Raw genomic sequence first — 22,546 nt, 5'->3', positions numbered from 1 at the left:
AAGGATCGGAACCTTCAACTCGTATGGGCGACGACCTTGTCGACCGTCTCGGGGAAGAAGTCGGGTGCGGCATGGCGCTTGCCGAACATCATGTCGTACTGGATGAGCCGGAAATCGCGGATTGCCGGGTCGATCTCCTTTTGACGTGACCAATCGGGCGTGGCCTCGCCGGCCGGGGTCAGCAGCAGGTTGCGGTCGACGACGCGGTAGCGCTCCCGCATCCCGCCCAGGAAGCCCGTGTAGTAAGGATGGCTGATGCCGGCCGCAGTGAGGATATGATAGGGCAGGAATGCCGGGCTGACCGTGCCGAGATCCGCGACCGGACCGGAGCGGTTCGACCAGATGATCAGCGGTGTCTCGTGATGCTCAAGGGCGGCTTGCGGTGTCGGCTCCTTGCGTGGCGCGACGTTGTCCTTCAGGAAGCCGGTCTCGACATAGACCGGCCCCAGCGGCGGCAGATGGTCGCCGAAGAAGGCGACAATCGTCGGCCGATCGCGCTTCTTGGCCCATTCGATCAGCCGTTCAAGGCCGTGGTCCGCGTCGGCTGAACCCTCCGCGTAGCTCAGCAGCGAATCGCGCGCCCACTGGCTGATCGGCGCCTGCACGGCGTGGGTCGGGTTGTAGTAGCGGTTCGGTTCATACGGGCCATGGTTCTGCAGGCTGACCGCGAAGAAGAACACCGGATCGTCACTGGCGTCGGCTTCCCGGATGATCTCATCCGTCATCGCCGCGTCCGATGCCAGCGGTCCGCGCTTTTCCATGGGCGGCAGCGTCTCTTCCGACTTGAAATCGTTGAAACCGAAATCGGCGTACACCGCGCCTCGGTTCCAGAACCAGTTGGTGCCCGGATGGATGGCGCGCGCCCGGTAGCCCTCGCTCTTCAGGAAGGTCGCCATCGATGGTGTCGGCGTGCGCACATATTGCTGGTAGGGGATGCTGCCGGCCGGCAGGAAAGCGTTGGAAAAGCCGGTCAGCGCCTCGAATTCGATGTTTGCGGTCATGCCGCCGAATTCAGGCGAGAACATCGAACCGGAACGCAATGCCCGCACGGTGGGAATGGGATCCGGTGTGATGGTGACGCCGGGCAGCTTGGTCGGATCCCAGAAGGATTCGCTCATGACGATAATGATGTCTGGCTTTTCATCGGGCACCGAGGCCGTTATCTGCGGCCGGTCGATCGCCGCGATCGCCTTTTCCGTATAGCCCGGGGGTGCCGAGACATGGGCCATCGGCACGTTGAGCGCGAAGGCCAGCGCAAAGCCGTTGGAGGCGTAGTTTTCCTTCTGGTCCCACATGATCGGGATGATCTGCAGCCGATCCCTGGTCCATGAGAAAGTGGCGTAGTCCATGATCGAGACGAAGAAGGCGAGCAGCGGCACCGCCAGCGTCAGCCGGGCAAGGCGACCCTTGTGGCTGAGCGCGGGAACCTTGCGGCGCCACAGCCGCCAGCCATAGACGAGCAGCGACAGGCCGGCGACGATGCCGACGACCATGGCGAGCGCGGTCATCGGCCGTTCACGCACCAGGAGCGGCAACAGGGCGAAGATCTGGCGGGCGTAGAGGAAATCCGTCGGGTAGAGCGGATCGCCGAGATAGTGCGATTTCTGGTGGCCGACAAAGGCCAGCGAGAGCGTCAATGGCGCGACGATCATCAGGCTCTGGTGGCTGCGGCCGAACACAGCGTCGAGGCCGATCAGGATCAGCGCGAACACGACGATGGTCGTCCATCCCGGCTTGAGCGGCTGCAGGAAGAAGGAGACGGTGCCGGCAAAGTCACCGCGCACGATCAATTCGATGGCGAACACCAGGATGGTTGAGATCGCCAGGCTGATCAATCCGTAACGGACGACCGGCCATGTCCGGCCCGGCAGATAGCCGGTGGACGGATCGTCTTCTAGGAACTGAGGCGCGGCTTTACCGGCGCGTTTCGAACTCTTTGCCACTTTAACTTCCCACCCAGCGACAACCCAAGTCACGCGATTGTCATATAATTGTCACGCAAAGCTAGCGCCTGTGGCGGAAATAAGAAGAGCCAGCAAACGATTCGTGAGCGGTTTTCATCAGGTGTGATCGCCAAAAAGCCCTTTCGGAACAGGCACTCGGCGCATGGTTCGGATTTGGACACGGGTCCAGCCGGGCTTGACTTGGCGGGCTGCCTTGCGCCACAGGCAGGAAAAATTCGTGTTATCAGGCAAGCACAACCAGTCTTCGGGAGCCCTAGCATGGCCGTCGCATTCACCTTTCCGGGACAAGGCAGCCAGGCTGTCGGAATGGGCAAGGATCTTGCCGATGCCTTTCCGGAGGCGCGCAGGATATTCCAGGAAGTCGACGACGCGCTTGGCGAAAACCTGTCGAAGCTGATCTGGGAAGGTCCGGAAGAGACGTTGACGCTGACCGCCAATGCACAGCCGGCACTGATGGCGGTTTCGCTGGCTGCCGTGAGGGCGCTGGAAGCGCGCGGTTTCTCGCTGAAGGACAAGGTCGCCTATGTCGCCGGCCATTCGCTGGGCGAATATTCGGCCCTTGCCGCCGCCGGCTTTGTTTCCGTCGCCGATGCCGCCCGCCTGCTGCGCATTCGCGGCAACGCCATGCAGGCGGCGGTGCCGGCCGGCGAGGGCGCCATGGCGGCGATCATCGGACTGGAGCAGGCGGATGTCGAAGCTGCTTGCGCCGAGGCCGTGCAAGGGGCCGGCAAGGTCTGTCAGATCGCCAACGACAATGGCGGCGGCCAGCTGGTCATCTCCGGCGCCAAGGCCGCGGTCGAGCTGGCGGCGAAACTGTGCACCGAAAAGGGCGCCAAGCGGGCGCTGATGCTGCAGGTCTCGGCGCCCTTTCATTCCGCGTTGATGGCGCCGGCGGCGAACGTCATGCGCGACGCGCTCGCCGGGGTGGCGAAGAACGCGCCGGCGGTCCCCGTGGTGTCCAACGTCACCGTGACCCCGACCAGCGATCCGGATGAGATCGCCCGGCGCCTAGTCGAGCAGATAACCGGCCGCGTGCGTTGGCGCGAAACGGTGGAATGGTTCGGCGCCAACGGCGTCGCGACGCTTTACGAGATCGGCGCCGGCAAGGTGCTGTCGGGCCTGGCACGGCGCATCAACCGCGATATCGCTACATCGGCTGTCGGCACGTCGGCCGATGTTGAGGCGGCACTGGCCGCACTTGCATAATACACTGGCGATTTGACCCCTTCCGTGTGAAGGGTGTTTTCTCAGATCAGGAGACAAAAATGTTCGAACTGACCGGCCGCAAGGCGCTCGTCACCGGCGCATCGGGAGGCATCGGCGAGGCGATCGCCCGCGTGCTGCATGCGCAAGGCGCCATTGTCGGCCTGCACGGCACCCGCATCGAGAAACTCGAGACACTGGCCGCCGAACTCGGCGATCGGGTAAAGCTGTTTCCGGCCAATCTGGCGAATCGCGACGAGGTCAAGGCGCTTGGCCAGAAGGCGGAGGCCGATCTCGAAGGCGTCGACATCCTGGTCAACAATGCCGGCATTACCAAGGACGGGCTGTTCGTGCGCATGTCGGACGCCGATTGGGATAGCGTGATCGAAGTCAATCTGACCGCCGTTTTCCGGCTGACGCGCGAACTCACCCATCCGATGATGCGCCGCCGCCATGGCCGCATCATCAACATCACCTCGGTGGTTGGTGTCACGGGCAATCCCGGCCAAACCAACTACTGCGCCTCCAAGGCCGGCATGATCGGCTTCTCCAAGTCGCTGGCGCAGGAGATCGCCACCCGCAACATCACCGTCAACTGCGTTGCCCCGGGCTTCATCGAATCGGCGATGACCGACAAGCTCAACGACAAGCAGAAAGAGGCGATCATGGCGGCGATCCCGACGCGCCGCATGGGATCGAGTGTTGAAGTGGCGTCCGCCGTCGCCTACCTCGCCTCCAACGAAGCCGCCTACGTCACCGGGCAGACCATCCATGTCAACGGTGGCATGGCCATGATTTGACCAGACATGGCGGGGTTGTGAAAAGAGACCATTTCACCTTGGACCTCGGCCATTTTTCGTGTAATGCGGCCCGCAACCCGGCGGTTCGGGCAAAAACCGGTCCGTGGCCGTTGCGTTTCCGGCAGGACCATCTTTCAGCTTGATTAGCGGCATTCTGCCCGCTAACGAAGACAGACAAACAAAAGACGAGGATGCCCAAATGAGTGACACCGCAGAGCGCGTCAAGAAGATCGTCATCGAGCACCTTGGCGTCGATGCCGACAAAGTGACGGAGCAGGCGAGCTTCATCGATGATCTGGGCGCTGACAGCCTCGATACGGTCGAACTCGTCATGGCGTTCGAAGAAGAGTTTGGCGTCGAGATTCCCGACGACGCGGCCGAGACCATCCTGACCGTCGGCGATGCCGTAAAGTACATCGACAAGGCTTCGGCCTGACGCTTTCCGCAGTCATCACCGGGGAGGACCTGCGATGAGGCGTGTCGTCGTCACGGGCCTTGGGTTGTTGTCGCCGTTCGGCATGGGCTTTGAGCACAGCTGGAAGGAACTTCTGACCGGCCGCAGCGCCGCCAAGCGCATCACCGAGTTCGAGGTGGAGGATCTTGCCTGCAAGGTCGCCCACGTCATTCCGCGTGGTGACGGCAGCAATGCTACCTTCAATCCAGAGGCCGTGCTCGAGCCTAAGGAATTGCGCAAGATCGGCGACTTCATCCTGTACGGGATTGCCGCCGCCGACGAGGCGCTGAAGGATTCCGGCTGGGAGCCCAAGACGCATGAGGAGCAGTGCGCCACCGGCGTGCTCATCGGGTCCGGCATTGGCGGCATCGAGGGCATCGCCGAGAACGCGATAATCCTCAAGGAGCGCGGTCCGCGTCGCATCAGCCCCTTCTTCATTCCTGGCCAGATCATCAATCTTGTCTCTGGCCAGGTTTCGATCCGGCACGGGCTGAAAGGCCCGAACCATGCCGTCGTCACTGCCTGTTCGACCGGCGCGCACGCCATTGGCGATGCTGCCCGGCTGATCATGTGGGGTGATGCCGACGTGATGGTCGCCGGTGGCGCCGAAGCGCCGGTGACGCGGCTGTCGATCGCGGGCTTCGCCGCCTGTCGGGCGCTGTCGACCGAGCGCAATGACACGCCGCAGACGGCCTCGCGTCCCTATGACCGTGACCGGGACGGCTTCGTCATGGGCGAGGGCGCCGGTGTCGTGGTGCTGGAAGAACTCGAGCATGCCAAGGCGCGCGGGGCGAAAATCTACGCTGAGGTGACTGGTTACGGTCTCACGGGCGACGCCTATCATATCACCGCACCGGCTGAAGACGGCGACGGCGCTTTCCGTTGCATGACGGCGGCGTTGAACCGGGCCAAGCTTACGCCTTCCGACGTCGACTACATCAACGCGCATGGCACCTCGACCATGGCCGACACGATCGAGCTCGGCGCCGTCGAGCGGCTTGTCGGCAATGCCGCGTCGAAGATTTCGATGTCGTCGACCAAGTCGTCGATCGGCCATCTGCTGGGCGCGGCGGGTGCCGCCGAGGCGATCTTTTCGATCCTCGCTATCCGGGACAATATCGCGCCGGCGACCATCAACCTCGACAACCCGGAGCGTGAAACCGCGATCGACCTGGTGCCGAACAAGCCTCGCTCCCGCCAGATCGACGTGGCGCTGTCCAATTCCTTCGGCTTCGGCGGCACAAACGCTTCGCTTGTGTTCCAGCGATACAATGGCTGATCGTCCGGCCGCCGGACGATGCTTCGGCGTGCCGTCAATTTTGCCATATTCGCCCCTACTCTGCCGCAGGGGATTCGTTGGGCGATCAAACGGTAGGGCAAAATGAACACAAATCCGGTGGGCAACGGAGAATTCGGGCAACGGCCGGCGAACACGGGGCCGATCGTGCCGAAGACAGCCAGCGAGGCCTTGCGGCCGGAAGCCGGAACCCCGCCGCCGAAACGCTCGCGCGCTTCGCGCAGCCAGGTCGTGGTGTTCATGAACTTCGTCATCTCCTCGGTGATGCTGTTGGTTCTGGCGGCTGGCGTGGCGGTCTATTTCGGCAAGCAGGAATTCACCGAACCCGGCCCTTCGGCCAATGGCGACACCTTCCTGGTCAAGGCGAACACTGGCGTCCAGGATATCGCCGACCAGCTTGAGCGTCGCGGACTGATCAGCGACGCCCGCGTCTTCCGCCTTGGCGTGCGTGCCTTCGGCAATGATTCCGCGCTCAAGGCCGGCGAATACGAGATCAAGCCCAGGGCATCCATGCGCGACATCATGGAACTCCTGAAAAGCGGCAAGTCGGTGATGTACTCGCTGACCATTCCGGAAGGGCTGACGGTTGAGCAGGCCCTGCAGCGTGTCGCCGACGAACCCGCCCTGAGTGGCGACATGCCTTCGACAACGCCTGCCGAAGGCAGCCTTGCCACCGACACGCTGCGCTTCACGCGTGGAGCGACGCGCCAGCAGATGATCGACAAGCTGCTGGCCGACCAGAAGAAGCTGGTCGACGAGGTATGGCAGCGGCGCGCGCCGGATCTGCCGCTCGCCAATGTCGAGGACTTTGTCACCCTGGCGTCGATCGTCGAGAAGGAAACCGGCAGGGGTGACGAGCGTTCGCGCGTCGCCGCCGTCTTCCTGAACCGGTTGGCCAAGGGCATGCGCCTGCAATCCGATCCGACCATCATCTATGGTCTGTTCGGTGGCAAGGGAAAGCCTGCCGACCGCCCGATCTACCAGTCGGACATCCAAAAGCAGACGCCTTACAACACCTATGTGATCAACGGCCTGCCGCCGACGCCGATCGCCAATCCGGGTCGTGCGGCACTTGAGGCCGTGGCCAATCCATCGAAGACCGACGATCTCTATTTCGTTGCAGACGGCACGGGCGGTCATGTCTTTGCCGCAACGCTGGACGAGCACAATGAGAACGTCGCCCGTTATCGTGCGCTGCAGAAGAAGCAGGCCGATGACGCGGCCAAGGCCGCTGCCGCTGGTGCCAACGGCAATGCGGACAAGCCTGCTGCCGACAAGCCTGCCGACGGCGCCGACAGCACCGGTGGCGACAATGGCGATGCCGGCGGCGATGCGGGTGATGCCCAGTAAGATGAAGAAAGGCGTTGCCCGGAAGGCGACAGCCTGACATTTGAAAGAACGCCGCGCGTCCGATTTCGACGCGCCCGCGGCGTGGTTGTTTTCAAGCAGCACTTGCCCTGTCCGGAAAACTGGTTTCGGGGTGATGCGCCAGGGATGTGCAGGCGACATGAATTTGCAGAGCATGACCGGATTTGCACGTGCCGTCGCCGAGCATGACGGCACCTCGATCGCCTGGGAGGTCAAGTCCGTCAACGGCAAGAGCGTCGAGGTGCGGCTGCGGCTGCCGCAAGGTTTCGAGCGGCTGGAGCCGGTGGTGCGACAGACGCTGCAGAAGCGTTTCGCCCGCGGCAATTTCCAGGCGACGCTCACAATCGGCCGCGCCGCCGGCGCGCAGGCGCAACCCGTCGTCAACGAGGCGTTTCTGAAAGACCTTGCGGGTCTCGCCAAACGTCTGCAGGAACAATTCGGCGTTGCCCCGGCGACAGCCGACGGATTGCTGTCGCTGCGAGGCGTGCTCGACATTCCTGAAACCGTCGAAACCGAGGAGGCGCGCGCCGCGCTCGACGCCGCCATCACGGTTGCGCTTGACGTCGCGCTGAAAGGGCTGGAACAGGCGCGGCAGGGCGAGGGTGCGGCACTGGCTTTGCTGCTGTCCGGTCACATCGATGCCATCGAGGCACTGACGTTGCGCGCGGAGGCGGATCCCTCACGCGACACCGCGGCGATCCGTGAACGCATCGCCGAGCAGGTCAGGCTGCTGATGGACGCGTCCGCCAATCTGGACGCCAGCCGGCTGCACATGGAGGCGGCGTTCCTTGCGACCAAGGCTGATATCCGCGAAGAGATCGACCGGCTGAAAACGCATGTCGCATCTGGCCGGGCCCTGCTTGGGGGCGGCGGCGCCGTCGGCCGCAAGCTCGATTTTCTGGCACAGGAATTTAACCGCGAATCGAATACGCTGTGCTCGAAGTCGAACGCCGCAGCCGTCACCGCGATCGGGCTGGAACTGAAGGCCGTGGTCGACCAGTTTCGTGAACAGGTCCAGAATCTGGAGTAGCCGATGGTTGCCAAGGAACCGATGGTTCCCAGGGATTTGGGGGGCCGCATCCGCCGCCGGGGGCTGATGCTCGTCCTGTCGTCGCCATCCGGTGCCGGCAAGTCGACGATCGCGCGCAACCTCCTGGAAAGCGATTCCAGCCTCGAATTGTCGGTCTCGGTCACCACCAGGCCGCGGCGCGGCTCGGAGATCGAGGGTGTTCACTACCATTTCCGCACCATGCGCGACTTCGAGCGGCTGCGTGATTCCGATGCGCTGCTCGAGTGGGCGGAAGTGCACGGCAATTGCTATGCGACACCGCGTGAACCTGCGGAACTGGCGCTGGCGCAGGGCCGCGACATGCTGTTCGACATCGACTGGCAAGGCGCCCAGCAGCTCAAGGAGAAGATGCGGGCCGATATCGTCTCGATCTTCATCCTGCCGCCATCGATGAAGGAATTGAAGGCTCGGCTGAAGCGCCGCGCCGAGGACCAGGAAGCGGTGATCGAGACGCGGCTGAAGAACGCCCGCAATGAGATCGAGCACTGGAAGGAATATGATTTCGTCATCGTCAATGACGATCTCGACCGCGCCTTCGCCGAGGTGCGCGGCATCGTCGTCGCCGAACGATTGCGGCGGGACCGCCGGCCCGGTCTGTTCGATTTCGTCTCCGGCTTGCTGGACGAGAAGACGGCGTGAGGCGTGGAGGCGCCAATCTCCCCCACAAGGGGGAGATTGGCAGCTTCCTAAACAGCGTTCGTCAACCTTACGAATTCCTCGACGCTGAGCGTTTCGGCGCGTCTTGTCGGGTCGATGCCCGCGCGCTCGAGCAAGGCCTCGCCGCCCAGGCTTTTCACGCTCTGTCGCAACATCTTTCGGCGTTGGCCGAAGGCGGCTTCGGTGACACGGCCGAGTTTTTTCACGTCAGTGGGCAGGGGTGTCGCGCGCGGCTCCAGATGCACCACCGAAGAGGTGACCTTGGGCGGCGGCGTGAAGGCCTGGGGCGGCACGTCGAAGGCGATCCTGGCTTGCGTGCGCCAGCCGGCCAGCACGCCAAGCCTGCCATAGGCATCGCTGCCAGGCGCGGCGACGATGCGCTGGGCCACCTCACGCTGGAACATCAGCGTCATCGAGGCGTAGAAAGGCGGCCAGTCCATCACAGTCAGCCAGCGGACGAGCAATTCAGTGCCGATATTGTAGGGCAGGTTGGCCACGATCCTCACCATGCCACCATCTCCGGCCGCCGCCGCGGCGAGGACGGCGAAGTCGGTCTTCAGCGCGTCGCCGGAAATCACCTCCAGCCGGCCGGGATAGTGAGCGGAGACTTCGGCAAGGGCGGCCAGGCAGCGCTCGTCGCGCTCGATGGCGACAACCCGGCGGGCGCCGTGGGCAAGCAGCGCTCTTGTCAGGCCGCCGGGGCCCGGACCAACCTCGATCACCGCAGTGTTTGTCAGGTCGCCAGCGCTGCGTGCGATCTTGCCCGTCAAATTGAGATCGAGCAGGAAATTCTGGCCGAGCGCCTTTTTTGCCTGCAGCCCATGGCGCTCGATGACATCGCGCAGCGGCGGCAGTCCGTCGATGCTCATGCGTTCGGACCCGAAACGGGAGCGCTCATGCGGCGGCGGCCTTGCTGTCGATGTCGGCGAGCCGTCTGGCGAGCTTCAATGCGGCGATCAGGCTATCGGGCCGCGCAATGCCCTTGCCGGCGATGTCGAAGGCGGTGCCATGGTCGGGCGACGTGCGGATGAAGGGCAGGCCGAGCGTGACGTTGACCGCTTCGTCGAAGGCCAGCGCCTTGGCCGGGATCAAGGCCTGGTCGTGATACATGCACAGCGCCACATCGTAGCCCGCCCGCGCCCGGGCATGGAACAGCGTGTCGGCCGGCAGAGGCCCGAAAGCATCGATGCCCTCGGCGCGCAGGATGTCGACCGCCGGGCGCACCACACGTTCGTCTTCCTGGCCCATGGCCCCGCCTTCGCCGGCATGCGGGTTGAGGCCGGCAATGGCAAGCCTCGGCCTGGCGATGCCGAAACGGCTGGCGAGGTCGGTGGCGGTGATGCGCGCGGTCGCCACGATCAATTCGGTGGTCAGGGCCTTTGCCACCTCGGCCAGCGCGATGTGGATGGTGACGGGAACGGTGCGCAGATCAGGGCCTGCCAGCATCATGACCGGCGTCACCTCGACACCACTGTGCCGGGCCGCCAGATGCGCCAGATATTCGGTGTGACCGGGAAAGCGGAACCCGGCATCGTAGAGCGGCTTCTTGGCGATAGGGCAGGTGACCACGGCAGCGGCGTCGCCAGCGAGGCAGGCGGCGACAGCGCGGTCGATCGCCTCGATCGTGCCGGCCGCATTGGCCGGATCCGGCTTGCCGGGGCTGTCGATGAACCGGGCCGCCAGTGGAACGACCGGCAGGCTGTCGACGAAAACTTGCGCCGTTTGCGCCGGCGTTGTCTCGACGATCGGCACCGACACGCCGAGGCGGCTTGCCCGCGATGCGATCAGCGCCGGATCAGCCAGGAGATAGAAGGCGGGCAAACCGACTGCCTCACGCGCCAGGAAGGCGGCGATAGCGATTTCGGGGCCGATGCCGGACGGATCGCCAACGCTCAGCGCCAGCGCCTTCATCGCGATGCTCACGTCAGCGCTTGACGATGCGGGCTTTCGCCTTCAGCTCGTCGACATATTTCTTGCTGAGATCGTCGGCTGCCTTGTCGTTGGAGCCTTCGCTCTGGAACACCATCTGGGCGGTCTTGTCGTCGGACACTTCGCGCGACGAGCAGATGCCGATGAACTCGACGCCGCGCTCGGTTTCGCGCGTGACGGTGGCGCCGCCAACCTTGGTGGCCTTGATCTGCTCGGCCCAGTCCGGCGGCAGTTGAGGCGCCAGCACCCGGCCCAGATCGCGAACGGTCACGTCGATCAGGCCCTTGGCGAACTCGCGCGTCGTGTTGCAGCCGTTGAAGCGGGCGCGCATGGCGTCGGCCTCGCGCTTGCGCTTGGCCAGCGTCGCGCTGCGTTCGGCGGCCGGCACGACGAAGATGACCTGCTGCAGCATGTATTCGGTGGCGCTTGGCTTGGCCCCGCCCTTGTCGAGCATGCGCCTGACCGCGTCCTGCTCGGTCACGCTGCCGCCTTCTCCGGAACGGTAGCGCGCGCTCAAGGCCTGGTTCCAGGCCATCTGGGCGCGGATGAACTCCTTGAAGTGTTCCTTGGTGACTCCGGATTTTTCCATGACGCCGTCGAGTTGGCTGAGTTGCATCTTGTTGCCGGAAGCAAAGCGCTGATAGGCAGCCTCGACCTGCGCGTCGCTGATGCGGATGCCAAGCCGCCTGGCCTCGGCAAGGCGCAGCGTCTGATCGATCATTTCCTGGGCGGCGTCGCCACCCTTCTTGTGCTGCAGTTTCAGGAAGGCGGCACGATGCGCGATATCGCCTGACGTGATTGGTATGTCGTTGACGACGTATTTGATCTCGCTGGCGAAGGCCGGCGGCGTCATGACGGTCATCGACACGGATGTCGCCGCCACAAGCAGCGCGAACCCTGCTGAAAAGAGGTATTTCCTCATCATTAGCATCCCAATTCTATCCCGGTTCCGCCCAATTTCGTCCTCTTCCGGGTGCGCGAATCCGTGCCAGCCCTATGCGGCGAAACGATGTCGCCGGCTACTGGATGGTGTCGATCGCGCTGGTCGACGAGCCGAAGTCGCCGAGGGTGCGGAACGACAGATTGAAGCCGATGCTCTGCGTGACTTCCCTGGTGTTCAGGTCACGCGACTGCGAGTACGTCATCAGATAGGTGAAGCAGGAATCGTTGTAGGCGAAGCCTACGCCATCCTTGACCAGCAGGCTTTCCTGCAGGTCGTAGGTTCCCGTCCCGAACACGCGCCAGTTCTCGGCAAGGTGGGTGGACGCACCCAGCGTGACCTCATGACGGTCGGTCGTGAAGCCATAGAGCGGCTGGGCCTGGATGAAGGCGTATTTGGCACTCAACGACACCGGCAGGCCCGAATAGGCGGCCTTCACCTCGGCGCGGCGAATCTCGAAGCTCTGTTCGTCGAAGCGGCCGCTGACGGAAGCCGCGAATCCATTGGGGCTGTTAATGCCGAACAGGCCGACATAATCGGACTTGGTGTTCTGGAGGCCCGAATAGGCGCCGACATTGACCAGATCCGGCGCGGCGAAGGAGTTGTCCCCGCCAATCTGGTAGGACTGGCCGAAAATCGCGTTAGTGCCCCAGCCGTTGATATAGGAGCCGGAATAGCGGAAGCCGACATTGGCGCGCGAGCCGCCTTCCACGCGGTCGTAACCGGAGAACTTGTCGCGTTCGAAGAGCGTGGTCGCATCGAACACCATGCTCTGGGCGTCTTCATTCGGGACGGCGAGACCGCCGACATACTGTTCGTTCGGACGCAGGAATACCTGCGCCATCGGCTCAATGACATGGCTCGACCCGCTGGCCATCGAAAACAGCATCGGCCAACGCATTTCGAGGCCCGCTGTTGCCATGTAACGGGCAAACGACGAACGCATGTCATTGTTCGTATTTATCTCGGGGTTTGCCGCCATTTCGTTGATGGCCGCCAAAGAACCGGATGAGGCGTTCAGATAATCGACGTCGCCCTGCAACGCCAGCAAGGGTGTTAGCACCAGTCCGTTGTCAGTGACAAATGACCGCTTCCATTCAGCCTCTGCGGTGAGGCGGCTGGATTCGCCTTCAATGCCGCGGACACGCTGGGTTGGGGTGAGAGAATTGTAAGGGGTCGAGAAAGCCTGATCGAGATCATCGCGGCGGATCACCCGCGTATTGACGTTCATCGACAACTGGCCGCCCGCGATGGACGCATCGGGGATGTATGCATAATCCAGCGAGGGCAGCACCCAGGGCTGCTGGCCGCTTCGCGCCGCGGGATTGCTGCTGAGCGTATCTTCCTGGACCTCGAAATGCATGGCGCGCACGTCGAAATAGTTACGGCCATTGAGACCGGTCAGGTAGACCGACGACTGGTGGACGGCGGCATTGTACTTGTCGATGTTGTAGGTGTTGGAGAAGTTCTTGTCCGTCTGCAGGAGCACGTCCCAGCCGACATTCCAGCGTTCGTTGATCGCGAACTGTCCCTGCGTGCCCATCATGCCGCGGAACTTGTTTGGGTCGCCAGCGGCGCCGGAATCGACGTTGCGGCCCGCGCTGTCGATGAAGGCATCGGGATCCTGCTGCTGGATGCCGGCGATCTTCAAACTGTATTGGCCATTGTTGAAGCGCTGCCGCCACTCGGCTTCTCCGAGGAAGCCCTGCTTGGTGTAGCCGCTTCCCGACACCGTCAGGTCATAGGTCGGCGAAAGTGCGAAATAGTAGGGAACCTTGACGCTGTATCCCAGATGGCTGTTGTAGCTGATGCTGGGGATCAGGAAGCCGCTCTTGCGCTTCACCGTCGGGTCGGCGATCTCGAAAGCCGGCAGGTAGGCGAGCGGAAAGCCGAAGAACTCGAAATTCGCATTCTCGAAGCGAACCGTCTTCTTCTCGCCGTTCCAGATGATCTTCCTGGCCTTCACGCGCCAGGTAGGCGCTTTGTCGGGCTTGTCCTCGCACGGCTCGCAGGCGGTGTAGACACCATTGTGGAAGGTGGTCAGCACGCCGCCCATGCGTTCGGCGCTTTCGGCGGCGAAATAGGCCTTGTCGACGGTTTCAACGCGAAGCGCGTTGACGAAGCCGTCGGCGAAATCGTCGGTGATATCGATGTGCTGCGAATTGATCTTGGTGCCGTCGCTGTTGACGATCTCGACATTGCCGCTGGCAACCATCCGCTTGGTGTTGCGGTTGTATACGACCTTCTGGGCGACGAGGCGGTTGCCGCCATAGTCGATCTGAACCCCGCCGACAGCGGTCACGGTCTGGTTGTCGTTGTTGTACTCGAGCGTATCGGCCGCGAGCAGCATCTGCGAGCCGGACGGAACCTTGGTCGCCATATCGCCGACTTCCTGCGCGAACGCAGGCAATGGGACGCCGCAGGCAAGCAGGCACGCCAAGGCGCTCGCCGCATAGAGGCGCGCCAAACTGGCCTGCCTGTTGCTGGGCAAAAACGCCTCCCTCACTAGCCGTCTTCCTTGTATAGCAGGAAAGTCACCCCGAAGAACATAGCTACCACAACTGGTACCCAGGCGGCTATGGCAGTCGGCACGAACCCCGCCACGCCGAATGCCTTCACCAGCACCGAAACGACATAAAGCAGAAAGCCGGCAACGACGCCACCCAGAATCATCGTTGCTGATTGTCCCATCCTCGCAAATCGCATTGAAACTGTTGCCGCAATCAGCGTCATGGCGACGAGGAGGAACGGCAACGCCACCAGCGAATCAAACTGCATGGCAAAGGCATTTGCCTTGAGGCCGAAGGAACGGGCAACCTCGATTTTTCCGGGCAGGTCGTAGAATGGAATGGTTTCCGGGCGCGCCAGCCGCTCCTGCACGAATTCCGGCTTCAGATTGGTCGGCACACGATCGCTTGCGGCGGGCTGGATGGTGCCGTTCTTGAAGGTCTTTACGTCCTGCAAGTCCCAATAGCCGTCCCGCAGGTAGGCGCGCGCGGCATCCTTGCGCTCGACGATATTGCCTTGCTGGTCGAGGACGAAAAAGACGGCGTCGGCCATCTCCAGGCCCTGGTTGAGAATGGCCCGTGCGCCGATGATGGTGTCACCATCGCCGGTTTTCTGACGAATCCAGGGGGCGGCATCGGCCGAAACCGTGTTCGATTTGCCGGAGCGCAACTGGGTCTCGATCTGTTCGGACAAGGAGAAGGCGTGTGCGGCCAGCGGATTGATGAGCCCGACCGACACGAAGCCGAACAGCAGTGCTCCGATGCAGCATGGCAAAAGGAATTGCCAGGCCGAAACGCCGGCGGAACGCGCGATGACCAGCTCGTAGCGGCGGTTGAGCGACACCAGCGTTGCCATCGCCGAGAACAGGCCGACAAACGGCACTGTCTGCAGCATGATCATCGGCATGCGAAGGCCCGAAATGGCCACTGCCGTTCCATAGGTGAAGCCGGGCAGGCCGGTGGTGCGGCCGGACAGTTCGGTGAAATCGATCAGGAACACCAGCGCCAGCAGGCCCAGGAAGAACCAGATCGTGATCGTCACGTAACGGAAGAAGAAATAACGGCCCAGTGTCCAGCCCATCAGCCGATCCCCTGACCTGAAGTGCCGCGCCGTGACCAACGCAGCTTGAGGGCGTTCCAGCCGTCACCGAAGCGGCTGGCCAGGTTCGTCATCCAGTCCGCCCAGGCCACCGGCAGTTCCATGGTGCGGTTCGACACGATGAACCAGATGGCAACGGCGGAAGCCACGATGGGTACGCCATAGACCATATAGGCATATTGCGGAATCTCATCCGCCTTGCTGGCGGCAAAGAAACCCAGCCAGCGCACGAACAGGGATATGGTGATCGCCGTGATCAGGGGATTGACGCGCGCCTCGCGATGCGAGCGCGCGTCGCCGGCGACCGCGAGCGCGATCAGCGCGAACACCATGGAATAGGTCCATTCCGAAAATCGCTGGTCGATCTCGGCCCTGTATTCCTGCGGTCGTTGCTGGAAATTCTTGTCGTTGGGGCTTGGATTGAGCAGGTACTGGGTTGTCTGGTCCTTCGGCAGCAGCGTCACCTCGGAGGCCGCCGCCATGAACGCCGACATGTCGAAGGCATAGGAGGTGAACCGGATGACGCTGAGGTCGCCGGTCAGCGTTTTGCGGTGGATGACGCCGTCATTCATCATCAGCACCTTTTCGCCGCCGCGTTCTACGATGCTGCCCGTCTTGGCATAATAGACGAGATTGACGCCTTCCTCGCGCGAATCGGCGACGAAGATGCCGCCCAGCCGATTGTCCGGAAGCCGCTCGCCAATCTGCAGGAAAAGGCCGTCCTCGATCTTGCGGAAAGTGCCTTCCTGGATGATCAGCGACAACAGGTCGGCGCGCGACTGCGCCACCAGGGCGCGATTCTTCTGCCTTGCATAGGGGTCGATGCCATTGTCGACGGCAAAGGAAAAAACGCTGGCCGCAAGGGCGAGAAGCATGATTGGCCGCACGATCGTCCAGCGCGAGGCGCCAGCCGCGTTGACGACGGCGAGTTCGGAATCCGAATTCATGACACTGAGTGTCTGGGCAACCGCCACCACCAGCGCGAAAGGCACGACGATCGGTATGATCGAGGGAAGAATGAGGGCGGCGACCTCGAAGAAGGTCAGCGACGACTGGCCACTGTCGGTGACGAGGTCGATCTTGGCCAGCACCTGCGTGGTCCACACGATGGCCAGTGTCCAGACCAGCGCTGCCAGGAAGACCACGAAAGCGCGGCGCATGATGTAGCGTTCAACGACCTTCATGAAGGCTTTACTCGATTTTCTCGAACGGCATCATGCCACCACGCTCAGGGTAGCTGTCCGGCGACGACCGCACAACTGGCTCCGATGGGCTCGATCAGGCAGGCGATCCGGTTCCCGTCCCACGTCGCGTGCCGCAGTGGACCGGAGTGTCGGAGGGAATGGATAAGAAAGGGCGAACATCGATGGTTAACAACATGTTGCGGCATGAAGCGGGGCCGTGCCGCGACGAATCGCCATCGATTCCGTGTGTCATATGGGTAGCCATTTTGGCAAAGTCTTGCCAAATGCCGGAAAACGACCAAATGTCGCGGATCGTTTCAAACCGCTTCGCGCATCATCGCGCAATCCCCGAAAGCAGGACATGATGAATCCGAGACCGTCGATCGCCTTTGCAAAATTTGCCGCGCCTCAGACGGCGGCGAACAGGAAGGGCACGGTCTTCGTGCTGTCGGCGGATGACGGAAGCCTGAGCGACATCGCCTCGGCGTACGATCAAGGCAAGACGCTGGAACGGGCGTTCCCGGTGGCCGAGTTCACGGGCAAGTTCGCCGGCGTCGTCGAGGTTCTGGCGCCGCAGGCAACGTCGCTCGACAGGCTGGTCGCGATCGGCGCCGGCAAGGCGTCGGGACTCGACGAATATGCCTGGCTGAAACTCGGCGGCACCATTGCAGCCTCATTGCGCAAGGCAACCGACGTTGCCGTCGTGCTCGACCTTGCCGGCGCCTCGCCTGATGGCAAGGACGCCGCCAATCTTGCGGCGGGCATCCTCCTGCGCGGCTATTCCTTCGACAAGTACAAGACCAGGAAGGACAAGGATGACGCAAAGGCCGATCCGAAGAAGTCGGTCAAGATAACCATCCACACCGCCGACCCGGCAGGCGCCAGGAAGGCCTTCGCGGATGCCGAGGCGGTGGTCGACGGCGTGCTTCTGGCGCGCGACCTTGTCAACGAACCGGCAAATATTCTGGGACCGGTCGAGTTCGCTGCCCGGGCCAAGGAGCTCGAGGCGCTCGGCGTCAAGGTCGAGATCCTGGCCGAGAAGGAGATGAAGAAGCTCGGCATGGGCTCGCTGCTTGGCGTTGCTCAAGGCTCGCCACGCGGCGCGCGCATGGCGATCATGCAGTGGAATGGCGGCAAGCCCAAGGATAGCCCGGTCGCCTTCGTCGGCAAGGGCGTCACCTTCGACACCGGCGGCAATTCGATGAAGCCGGCGTCGGGCATGGAGGACATGAAGGGCGACATGGGTGGCGCTGCCGCGGTAACCGGACTCATGCACGCCCTGGCCGCGCGCAAGGCGAAAGCCAATGTCGTCGGCATCATCGGTCTTGTCGAGAATGCCGTCGACGGCCATGCCCAGCGTCCCGGCGACATTGTCACCTCAATGTCGGGCCAGACCATCGAGGTGCTCAACACCGACGCCGAGGGGCGTCTCGTGCTGGCCGACGCACTGTGGTACTGCAACGACCGCTTTGAGCCGAAATTCATGGTCAATCTGGCGACGCTGACCGGCGCCATCATGGTCGCGCTCGGCCTGCACTATGCCGGCCTGTTTTCCAACAATGACGAATTGGCGGAGAGGCTGACGGGGGCGGGGCTGGCGACTCAGGAGCGGCTGTGGCGCATGCCGCTCGGGGCCGAATACGACAAGCTGATCGATTCCAAGAACGCCGACATGAAGAACATCGGCGGCCGCTATGGCGGCGCCATCATCGCCGCGCAGTTCCTGCAGCGCTTCGTCAAGGATACGCCCTGGGCGCATCTCGACATTGCCGGCACGGCCATGGGCTCGCCGTCGAGCGAGATCAACCAGTCGTGGGGTTCAGGCTTCGGCGTGCGGCTGCTCGACCGGCTGGTGCGCGATCATTACGAAAGCTGACCTCGATCCATGGCCGACGTGCTGTTCTACCACCTGACCGAATCGACGCTCGAGGATGCGCTGCCGGGCCTGCTCGAGCGCAGCGTCGATCGGGGCTGGCGCGCCGTGGTGCAGACTGGCACCGAGGAACGGCGCGACGCGCTCGACCAGCATCTGTGGACCTTCCGCGATGATTCGTTCCTGGCGCACGCGACCGATCGTGAGGCTTATCCCGGGGAGCAGCCTATCCTGTTGACCACCGGCGACGGCAATCCCAATGAAGCCAAGATAAGGTTCCTGGTCGACGGCGCCGCGGCGCCCGATCTTGCCGGTTACGAGCGCGCCGTGTTCCTGTTCGACGGCCATGACGCTGCCCAGGTCGAGGCGGCCCGCGCGCATTGGAAGACGATGAAGGACGCGGGCCACGCCGTGACCTACTGGCAGCAGACATCAGACCGCCGCTGGGAGCGCAAGGCCTAGGCGCGGGCGAAATGGCCGACATGGCGAGCAGGTCGCAATCGAGTATCGGTTGCATGGGCTGCCCATGAAGAGACCCGCCTTTTGGCGGGTCTCTTAGACGATCACAACAGTCATCGTCTGGTTCGCCACTTCACTGATTCCTTCTTGCTGGCGAGCCTGTTGCCCGCCCATTTCCTTCTTGCCGACGGGCTTATTGCCCGCCCATTTCCTTCTTGAACGTGTCGAAATCGACCTGCATGCCATTGAAGATGGTGCTCCAGTGGCGGGTTAGCGCAGCCATTGTCACGGCTTCCTGGATCTCCTCGTCGGTGGCGCCGGCGCGCTTGGCGTCCTGCGTGTCCGACCAGATGCAATAGCTGCACGGAATTTGCGCCGCCACCGCCAGCGAGATCAGCGACTTGACCTTTGGGGGCAGCGCCGTCTTGTCACTGAGTTCGATGGCCTTGACCTCGGCCCAGGCACCGGGCAGACCGGCTTTGGGAAACTGCTTCACAAAGCTCGGTACGCCACCCATGGTCGACTGGATATCCTTGAGGGTCGCATCATAGTCGTCGGCATGGGCAGGTGCCGCGGCCAGCGTCAGTGCACAACCGGTAGCGGCGAGCAGGCAGGTCCGGCGGATGGAAGAAGGCACGGATGAAAGAATGCGATAGTCGAACATGACATTCTCCTCTGGTTTTTCCAAGCCTTACGGTGTAAGGTGATGCGGAAGATGAACCTTACAGTGTAAGTTGTCAAGCGGCGCCATGGACTCATCGATAAAAAAAGCCGGAACGCGTGGCCGCCTGTCGCGCGAGATGATCGAGGACGCGGCCTTCGAGGTGATCGAGAAGGAGGGGCTCGCCGGCTTTTCCATGCGCAAGCTGGCGGCGGCACTCGGTTGCGAGGCGATGAGCATTTACCACCACTTTCCTTCGGTGGCGCATTTGCACGAAGCCCTCGTCGACCGGTTGATAGGTGCGCTTGAAATGCCCGACGCCAGCCTTCCATGGCGGCAAAGGATGCGTATCGCCATCGAGGATTTTCGTCGCATCGGCCGCGACCATCCAGCCTATGCCGCTTTCTTCGTCACCTACCGTATGAACTCGCCCATCTGCCTTGCCTGGCTGGACGGCATTATCGGCCTGTTCAGGGATGCCGGCTTTGACAACGAACTCAGCGCACGGCTGTTTCGCGCCGTCGGCTATTATTTGATGGGGGCGGTGCTGGACGAGAACGCGGGCTATGCCAGGGGGCCGTCGGCTGTGAACACGGTCAACGACGAGCAACTGGCCCGGGATTTTCCCAATGTCACGGCGGCCGGGCGCTTTTTCGGCACCGCCGAATTCGACAAGACATTCGAACTCGGCCTCGACATGCTGCTGGACGAAATGGAACGCCTGCGCGACGGTGCCGGTACTGGCCAGTTGCCCGGCAAGGCATGATTACAAGGTGACTGTCTGAATGCGCTTTCTGTTTGTCCTGATCCTGCTCGCCGGCACCGGTATAGGCCTCATCTATCCCTGGGCGATGACCAATTTTTCCGGTCGCGAAATCGGCACCTGGCGGGTCTATGAACAAGGCCGCTTCAAACCGGTGACCGTGTCGCTCTCGGGCCGCGACGCGCCGGTGCGGGCATTGGTCGACTTGACGGCGAGAGCCGAGCGCATCGTTTCGCAGCAACGCACGGTGTTGACGCTGACCGCCGCCACCAATGGCCGCACGGTGCTTGCATCGACGTTGCAGTTCAACCATGTCGACAACCCGCGCCAGGCCAGCCCGCAACTGCCCGACAAGATCTTTCGCGACGAGGCGGGCGTCATCGCGACCGTCAGTCCCGGCCCTTATGTCTTCACTGTCGGTCCGGGCGATGCCGAGGACATACCGATGCGGGCGGTGGACCTTGTGCTGCGCTCCGGTGTCGGCGAGGCCGACCGTCGTGCGCGGCCGGTCGGCCTCTCGCTGATGGCGATCGGCCTGATCGGCTTCCTGCTGTCCCGGCGTTCCGGTGGCGGCCGGCCGGACAATCCGAACTCGCAACCGCCGCCGCCGCGCTGGGGCAGGGGACCCAAGTGAACTATCGCCACGCCTACCACGCCGGAAACTTCGCCGATGTCGTCAAGCATGTCGTGCTGACGCGGCTGCTCGACTATCTCAAGCAGAAGGACAAGGCTTTTCGCGTCGTCGATACCCATGCCGGCATTGGCCGCTACGATCTGTCGTCGCTCGAGGCGCAGAAGACCGGCGAATGGCAAGGCGGCATCGGCAGGCTGATCGATGCCTCGTTCGACGCCAGGGCTGGCGCGTTGCTGGCGCCCTATCTGGAGGCTGTGCGGTCGCTCAATCCCGGGGACGGCGTGAAGAAATATCCGGGTTCGCCGATGCTGGCGCGCCATCTCCTGCGCAAGCAGGACCGGTTGTCGGCGATCGAACTGCACCCGAAAGACGCCGCCAAGCTGAAAGCGGAATTCGCCGGCGACTTCCAGGTGAGGGTGATGGAACTCGATGGCTGGCTGGCGCTGGGCGCGCATCTGCCGCCGAAGGAGAAGCGCGGCCTGGTCCTTATCGATCCGCCGTTCGAGGAGGAGGGCGAGTTCGGCCGTCTGGTCGACGGGCTCATAAGGGCGCACAAGCGCTGGCCCGGCGGCATTTACGCGCTGTGGTATCCGATCAAGGACCGCAAGGCGATCATCGCCTTCAGGAAGGCGCTGAAGCAATCCGGCATCCCGAAAATCCTCGACATCGAATTCGAGATCCGGCCGGCCTCTTCGGAACCCAGCCTTGATGGCAGCGGCATGGTGGTGGTCAATCCGCCCTTCACGCTGGAGGGCGAATTGCGAACGCTGTTGCCGGCCCTCCACAAATTGCTTGCGGTGGAAAAGCCGGCGCACTGGTCGCTGGAGTGGCTGGCCGGGGAGCAGGCGGGCACGGCTTGAACGCTGTCGGCCGAGGCGCTGCTATGCTCCGGTGGCGGCCAGTGCCGACGGCGTGATGCCGGACAGCCGCCTGCTTTCGCGTATCAAATGGGCCTGATCCGCATAGCCGGCCTCGACCGCCAAGACAGCGGTCGAGGCATTGCCGGATGCCTGCCGCAGACGCCGGAAACGATGGAAGCGAAGGATGCGGTCGAGCGTCTTGGGGCCATAGCCGAAACTCTCCTCGAAACGGCGACGCAGCGACCGCTCGCTCATATGCAAGCTGCGCAGCAGGAACGGCACCAGCGGCTTGCCGGCCGGCAGCCCCCGGTCGATGACGTCGAATGCATTGCCCATGACCACATCGGGCGCACGGTGTTCTTGCGTGTATTCCCCGATTGCCTTCTCCAACTGCCCCGCCAGCCAGGCAAGATCGTGCGTGTCCCGCACGCGGCATGCCAGATGGCGCGCCATGGTGCCACAAAGGTCACCGAGGTCGAGGCGTTCTCCGACGATCCGGTTGGCCGGCACGCCCAGCCACGCGGCGGCCGCTCCTGGCCGGAATCTGAATCCGACAATCGTCGCTCCTGACGGCAATACCTCGATCTGCGGCTCCCGGTCCGGCCCCGCGACCCGGAACCGGCCGTCGATCCACTGCAGGTCGATCGTCGCATCCGGCGTTATCACGACAGGTGGAGCGTCCTTGTCCTGCATGCGGTGGATCCAGACGGACGCGAAGACGGCACCCAGCCGCCTGTCTGCCGGGCGTTCCTGGAAAAAGCCGGTGGTCTGCGCCAGTACCGCTTCCATCCCTTCAGCCATCATCCGTCTGCTTGGCTAGCAATC

At 63.1% G+C, this 22,546-nt stretch carries 21 protein-coding genes; 12 read left to right on the top strand and 9 right to left on the bottom strand.

The window, feature by feature from the left end; translation table 11 throughout:
* Positions 1 to 14: 14 nt before the first annotated feature.
* A complete protein-coding gene (locus MesoLj_RS26915) occupies positions 15 to 1,943 on the bottom strand; it encodes an LTA synthase family protein (RefSeq protein ID WP_446720262.1) in 1,929 nt (642 codons plus the stop codon).
* Positions 1,944 to 2,222: 279 nt separating this feature from the next.
* Between MesoLj_RS26915 and fabD the strand changes: the two genes are divergently transcribed.
* The 7 genes from fabD to gmk all read left to right on the top strand — a co-directional run bounded on the left by fabD (position 2,223) and on the right by gmk (position 8,794).
* A complete protein-coding gene (gene fabD, locus MesoLj_RS26910; RefSeq protein ID WP_202323155.1) occupies positions 2,223 to 3,170 on the top strand; it encodes an ACP S-malonyltransferase in 948 nt (315 codons plus the stop codon).
* 59 nt (positions 3,171 to 3,229) lie between these two features.
* Positions 3,230 to 3,967, top strand: a complete 738-nt coding sequence (gene fabG, locus MesoLj_RS26905) for a 3-oxoacyl-[acyl-carrier-protein] reductase (RefSeq protein WP_140768414.1) — start codon at positions 3,230 to 3,232, stop codon at positions 3,965 to 3,967.
* A 199-nt stretch (positions 3,968 to 4,166) separates the two neighbouring features.
* Entirely contained in the window at positions 4,167 to 4,403 is a 237-nt protein-coding gene (locus MesoLj_RS26900; protein WP_006203723.1) for an acyl carrier protein, read from the top strand.
* A gap of 34 nt (positions 4,404 to 4,437) precedes the next feature.
* On the top strand, positions 4,438 to 5,700 hold the full coding sequence (fabF, locus tag MesoLj_RS26895) for a beta-ketoacyl-ACP synthase II (protein WP_140768412.1): 1,263 nt from the start codon (positions 4,438 to 4,440) through the stop codon (positions 5,698 to 5,700).
* Between the two features lie 102 nt (positions 5,701 to 5,802).
* Positions 5,803 to 7,068 carry an endolytic transglycosylase MltG gene (gene mltG / locus MesoLj_RS26890; protein WP_140768410.1) on the top strand — a complete coding sequence of 422 codons (1,266 nt, stop codon included), beginning with the start codon at positions 5,803 to 5,805 and terminating at the stop codon, positions 7,066 to 7,068.
* A gap of 157 nt (positions 7,069 to 7,225) precedes the next feature.
* Positions 7,226 to 8,116 (top strand): YicC/YloC family endoribonuclease, encoded by an 891-nt coding sequence (locus MesoLj_RS26885; protein WP_202323154.1) that lies wholly within the window; start codon positions 7,226 to 7,228, stop codon positions 8,114 to 8,116.
* A gap of 21 nt (positions 8,117 to 8,137) precedes the next feature.
* Entirely contained in the window at positions 8,138 to 8,794 is a 657-nt protein-coding gene (gmk, locus tag MesoLj_RS26880) for a guanylate kinase (RefSeq protein WP_140769699.1), read from the top strand.
* 47 nt (positions 8,795 to 8,841) lie between these two features.
* Here the strand turns inward: gmk and rsmA are convergent, their stop codons facing one another.
* From rsmA to lptF, 6 genes are all read right to left on the bottom strand, one after another.
* The gene (rsmA, locus tag MesoLj_RS26875) at positions 8,842 to 9,681 is read right to left on the bottom strand and encodes a 16S rRNA (adenine(1518)-N(6)/adenine(1519)-N(6))-dimethyltransferase RsmA (protein ID WP_202323153.1); all 840 of its coding nucleotides are present in this window, start codon (positions 9,679 to 9,681) and stop codon (positions 8,842 to 8,844) included.
* A gap of 25 nt (positions 9,682 to 9,706) precedes the next feature.
* Entirely contained in the window at positions 9,707 to 10,723 is a 1,017-nt protein-coding gene (pdxA, locus tag MesoLj_RS26870) for a 4-hydroxythreonine-4-phosphate dehydrogenase PdxA (RefSeq protein WP_202327488.1), read from the bottom strand.
* A gap of 13 nt (positions 10,724 to 10,736) precedes the next feature.
* The gene (locus MesoLj_RS26865; RefSeq protein WP_056563219.1) at positions 10,737 to 11,672 is read right to left on the bottom strand and encodes a peptidylprolyl isomerase; all 936 of its coding nucleotides are present in this window, start codon (positions 11,670 to 11,672) and stop codon (positions 10,737 to 10,739) included.
* A gap of 88 nt (positions 11,673 to 11,760) precedes the next feature.
* Positions 11,761 to 14,187: an LPS-assembly protein LptD gene (locus tag MesoLj_RS26860; RefSeq protein WP_202323152.1), complete on the bottom strand. Its 2,427-nt coding sequence runs from the start codon at positions 14,185 to 14,187 to the stop codon at positions 11,761 to 11,763.
* Complete coding sequence (gene lptG, locus MesoLj_RS26855; protein ID WP_181179651.1) at positions 14,187 to 15,272, bottom strand: LPS export ABC transporter permease LptG; 1,086 nt, start codon at positions 15,270 to 15,272, stop codon at positions 14,187 to 14,189. Before lptG ends, MesoLj_RS26860 begins: the two co-directional genes overlap by 1 nt.
* The gene (gene lptF / locus MesoLj_RS26850) at positions 15,269 to 16,471 is read right to left on the bottom strand and encodes an LPS export ABC transporter permease LptF (RefSeq protein ID WP_140768396.1); all 1,203 of its coding nucleotides are present in this window, start codon (positions 16,469 to 16,471) and stop codon (positions 15,269 to 15,271) included. The genes lptG and lptF overlap by 4 nt, the downstream gene beginning before the upstream one ends.
* 364 nt (positions 16,472 to 16,835) lie before the next feature.
* On the opposite strand from lptF, the gene MesoLj_RS26845 reads away from it, so the two are divergent.
* Both MesoLj_RS26845 and MesoLj_RS26840 read left to right on the top strand, forming a co-directional pair.
* Entirely contained in the window at positions 16,836 to 18,347 is a 1,512-nt protein-coding gene (locus tag MesoLj_RS26845; protein ID WP_202323151.1) for a leucyl aminopeptidase, read from the top strand.
* 9 nt (positions 18,348 to 18,356) lie between these two features.
* Positions 18,357 to 18,806: a DNA polymerase III subunit chi gene (locus MesoLj_RS26840; protein ID WP_140768392.1), complete on the top strand. Its 450-nt coding sequence runs from the start codon at positions 18,357 to 18,359 to the stop codon at positions 18,804 to 18,806.
* A gap of 190 nt (positions 18,807 to 18,996) precedes the next feature.
* On the opposite strand, the gene MesoLj_RS26835 is transcribed toward MesoLj_RS26840, so the two are convergent.
* Entirely contained in the window at positions 18,997 to 19,467 is a 471-nt protein-coding gene (locus tag MesoLj_RS26835) for a carboxymuconolactone decarboxylase family protein (protein ID WP_202323150.1), read from the bottom strand.
* Between the two features lie 85 nt (positions 19,468 to 19,552).
* On the opposite strand from MesoLj_RS26835, the gene MesoLj_RS26830 reads away from it, so the two are divergent.
* Genes MesoLj_RS26830 through MesoLj_RS26820 form a run of 3 tightly spaced genes read left to right on the top strand, consistent with a single transcriptional unit; the run spans position 19,553 to position 21,721 of the window.
* The gene (locus MesoLj_RS26830; protein WP_202323149.1) at positions 19,553 to 20,230 is read left to right on the top strand and encodes a TetR/AcrR family transcriptional regulator; all 678 of its coding nucleotides are present in this window, start codon (positions 19,553 to 19,555) and stop codon (positions 20,228 to 20,230) included.
* Between the two features lie 19 nt (positions 20,231 to 20,249).
* The gene (locus tag MesoLj_RS26825) at positions 20,250 to 20,861 is read left to right on the top strand and encodes a hypothetical protein (RefSeq protein WP_202323148.1); all 612 of its coding nucleotides are present in this window, start codon (positions 20,250 to 20,252) and stop codon (positions 20,859 to 20,861) included.
* Complete coding sequence (locus MesoLj_RS26820; protein ID WP_140768373.1) at positions 20,858 to 21,721, top strand: 23S rRNA (adenine(2030)-N(6))-methyltransferase RlmJ; 864 nt, start codon at positions 20,858 to 20,860, stop codon at positions 21,719 to 21,721. Before MesoLj_RS26825 ends, MesoLj_RS26820 begins: the two co-directional genes overlap by 4 nt.
* Before the next feature lie 21 nt (positions 21,722 to 21,742).
* Here MesoLj_RS26820 and MesoLj_RS26815 read toward each other — a convergent pair whose 3' ends face one another.
* Positions 21,743 to 22,522, bottom strand: coding sequence for a helix-turn-helix domain-containing protein (locus tag MesoLj_RS26815; RefSeq protein ID WP_244735174.1), 780 nt, complete (start codon positions 22,520 to 22,522; stop codon positions 21,743 to 21,745).
* Positions 22,523 to 22,546 lie beyond the last annotated feature (24 nt).

The sequence above is a fragment of the Mesorhizobium sp. 113-3-9 genome (genome assembly GCF_016756515.1).
Classification (GTDB): Bacteria; Pseudomonadota; Alphaproteobacteria; order Rhizobiales; family Rhizobiaceae; genus Mesorhizobium.
Note: the sequence above shows the minus strand (reverse complement) of the source record. Positions and strands in the feature narration are given on the sequence as shown.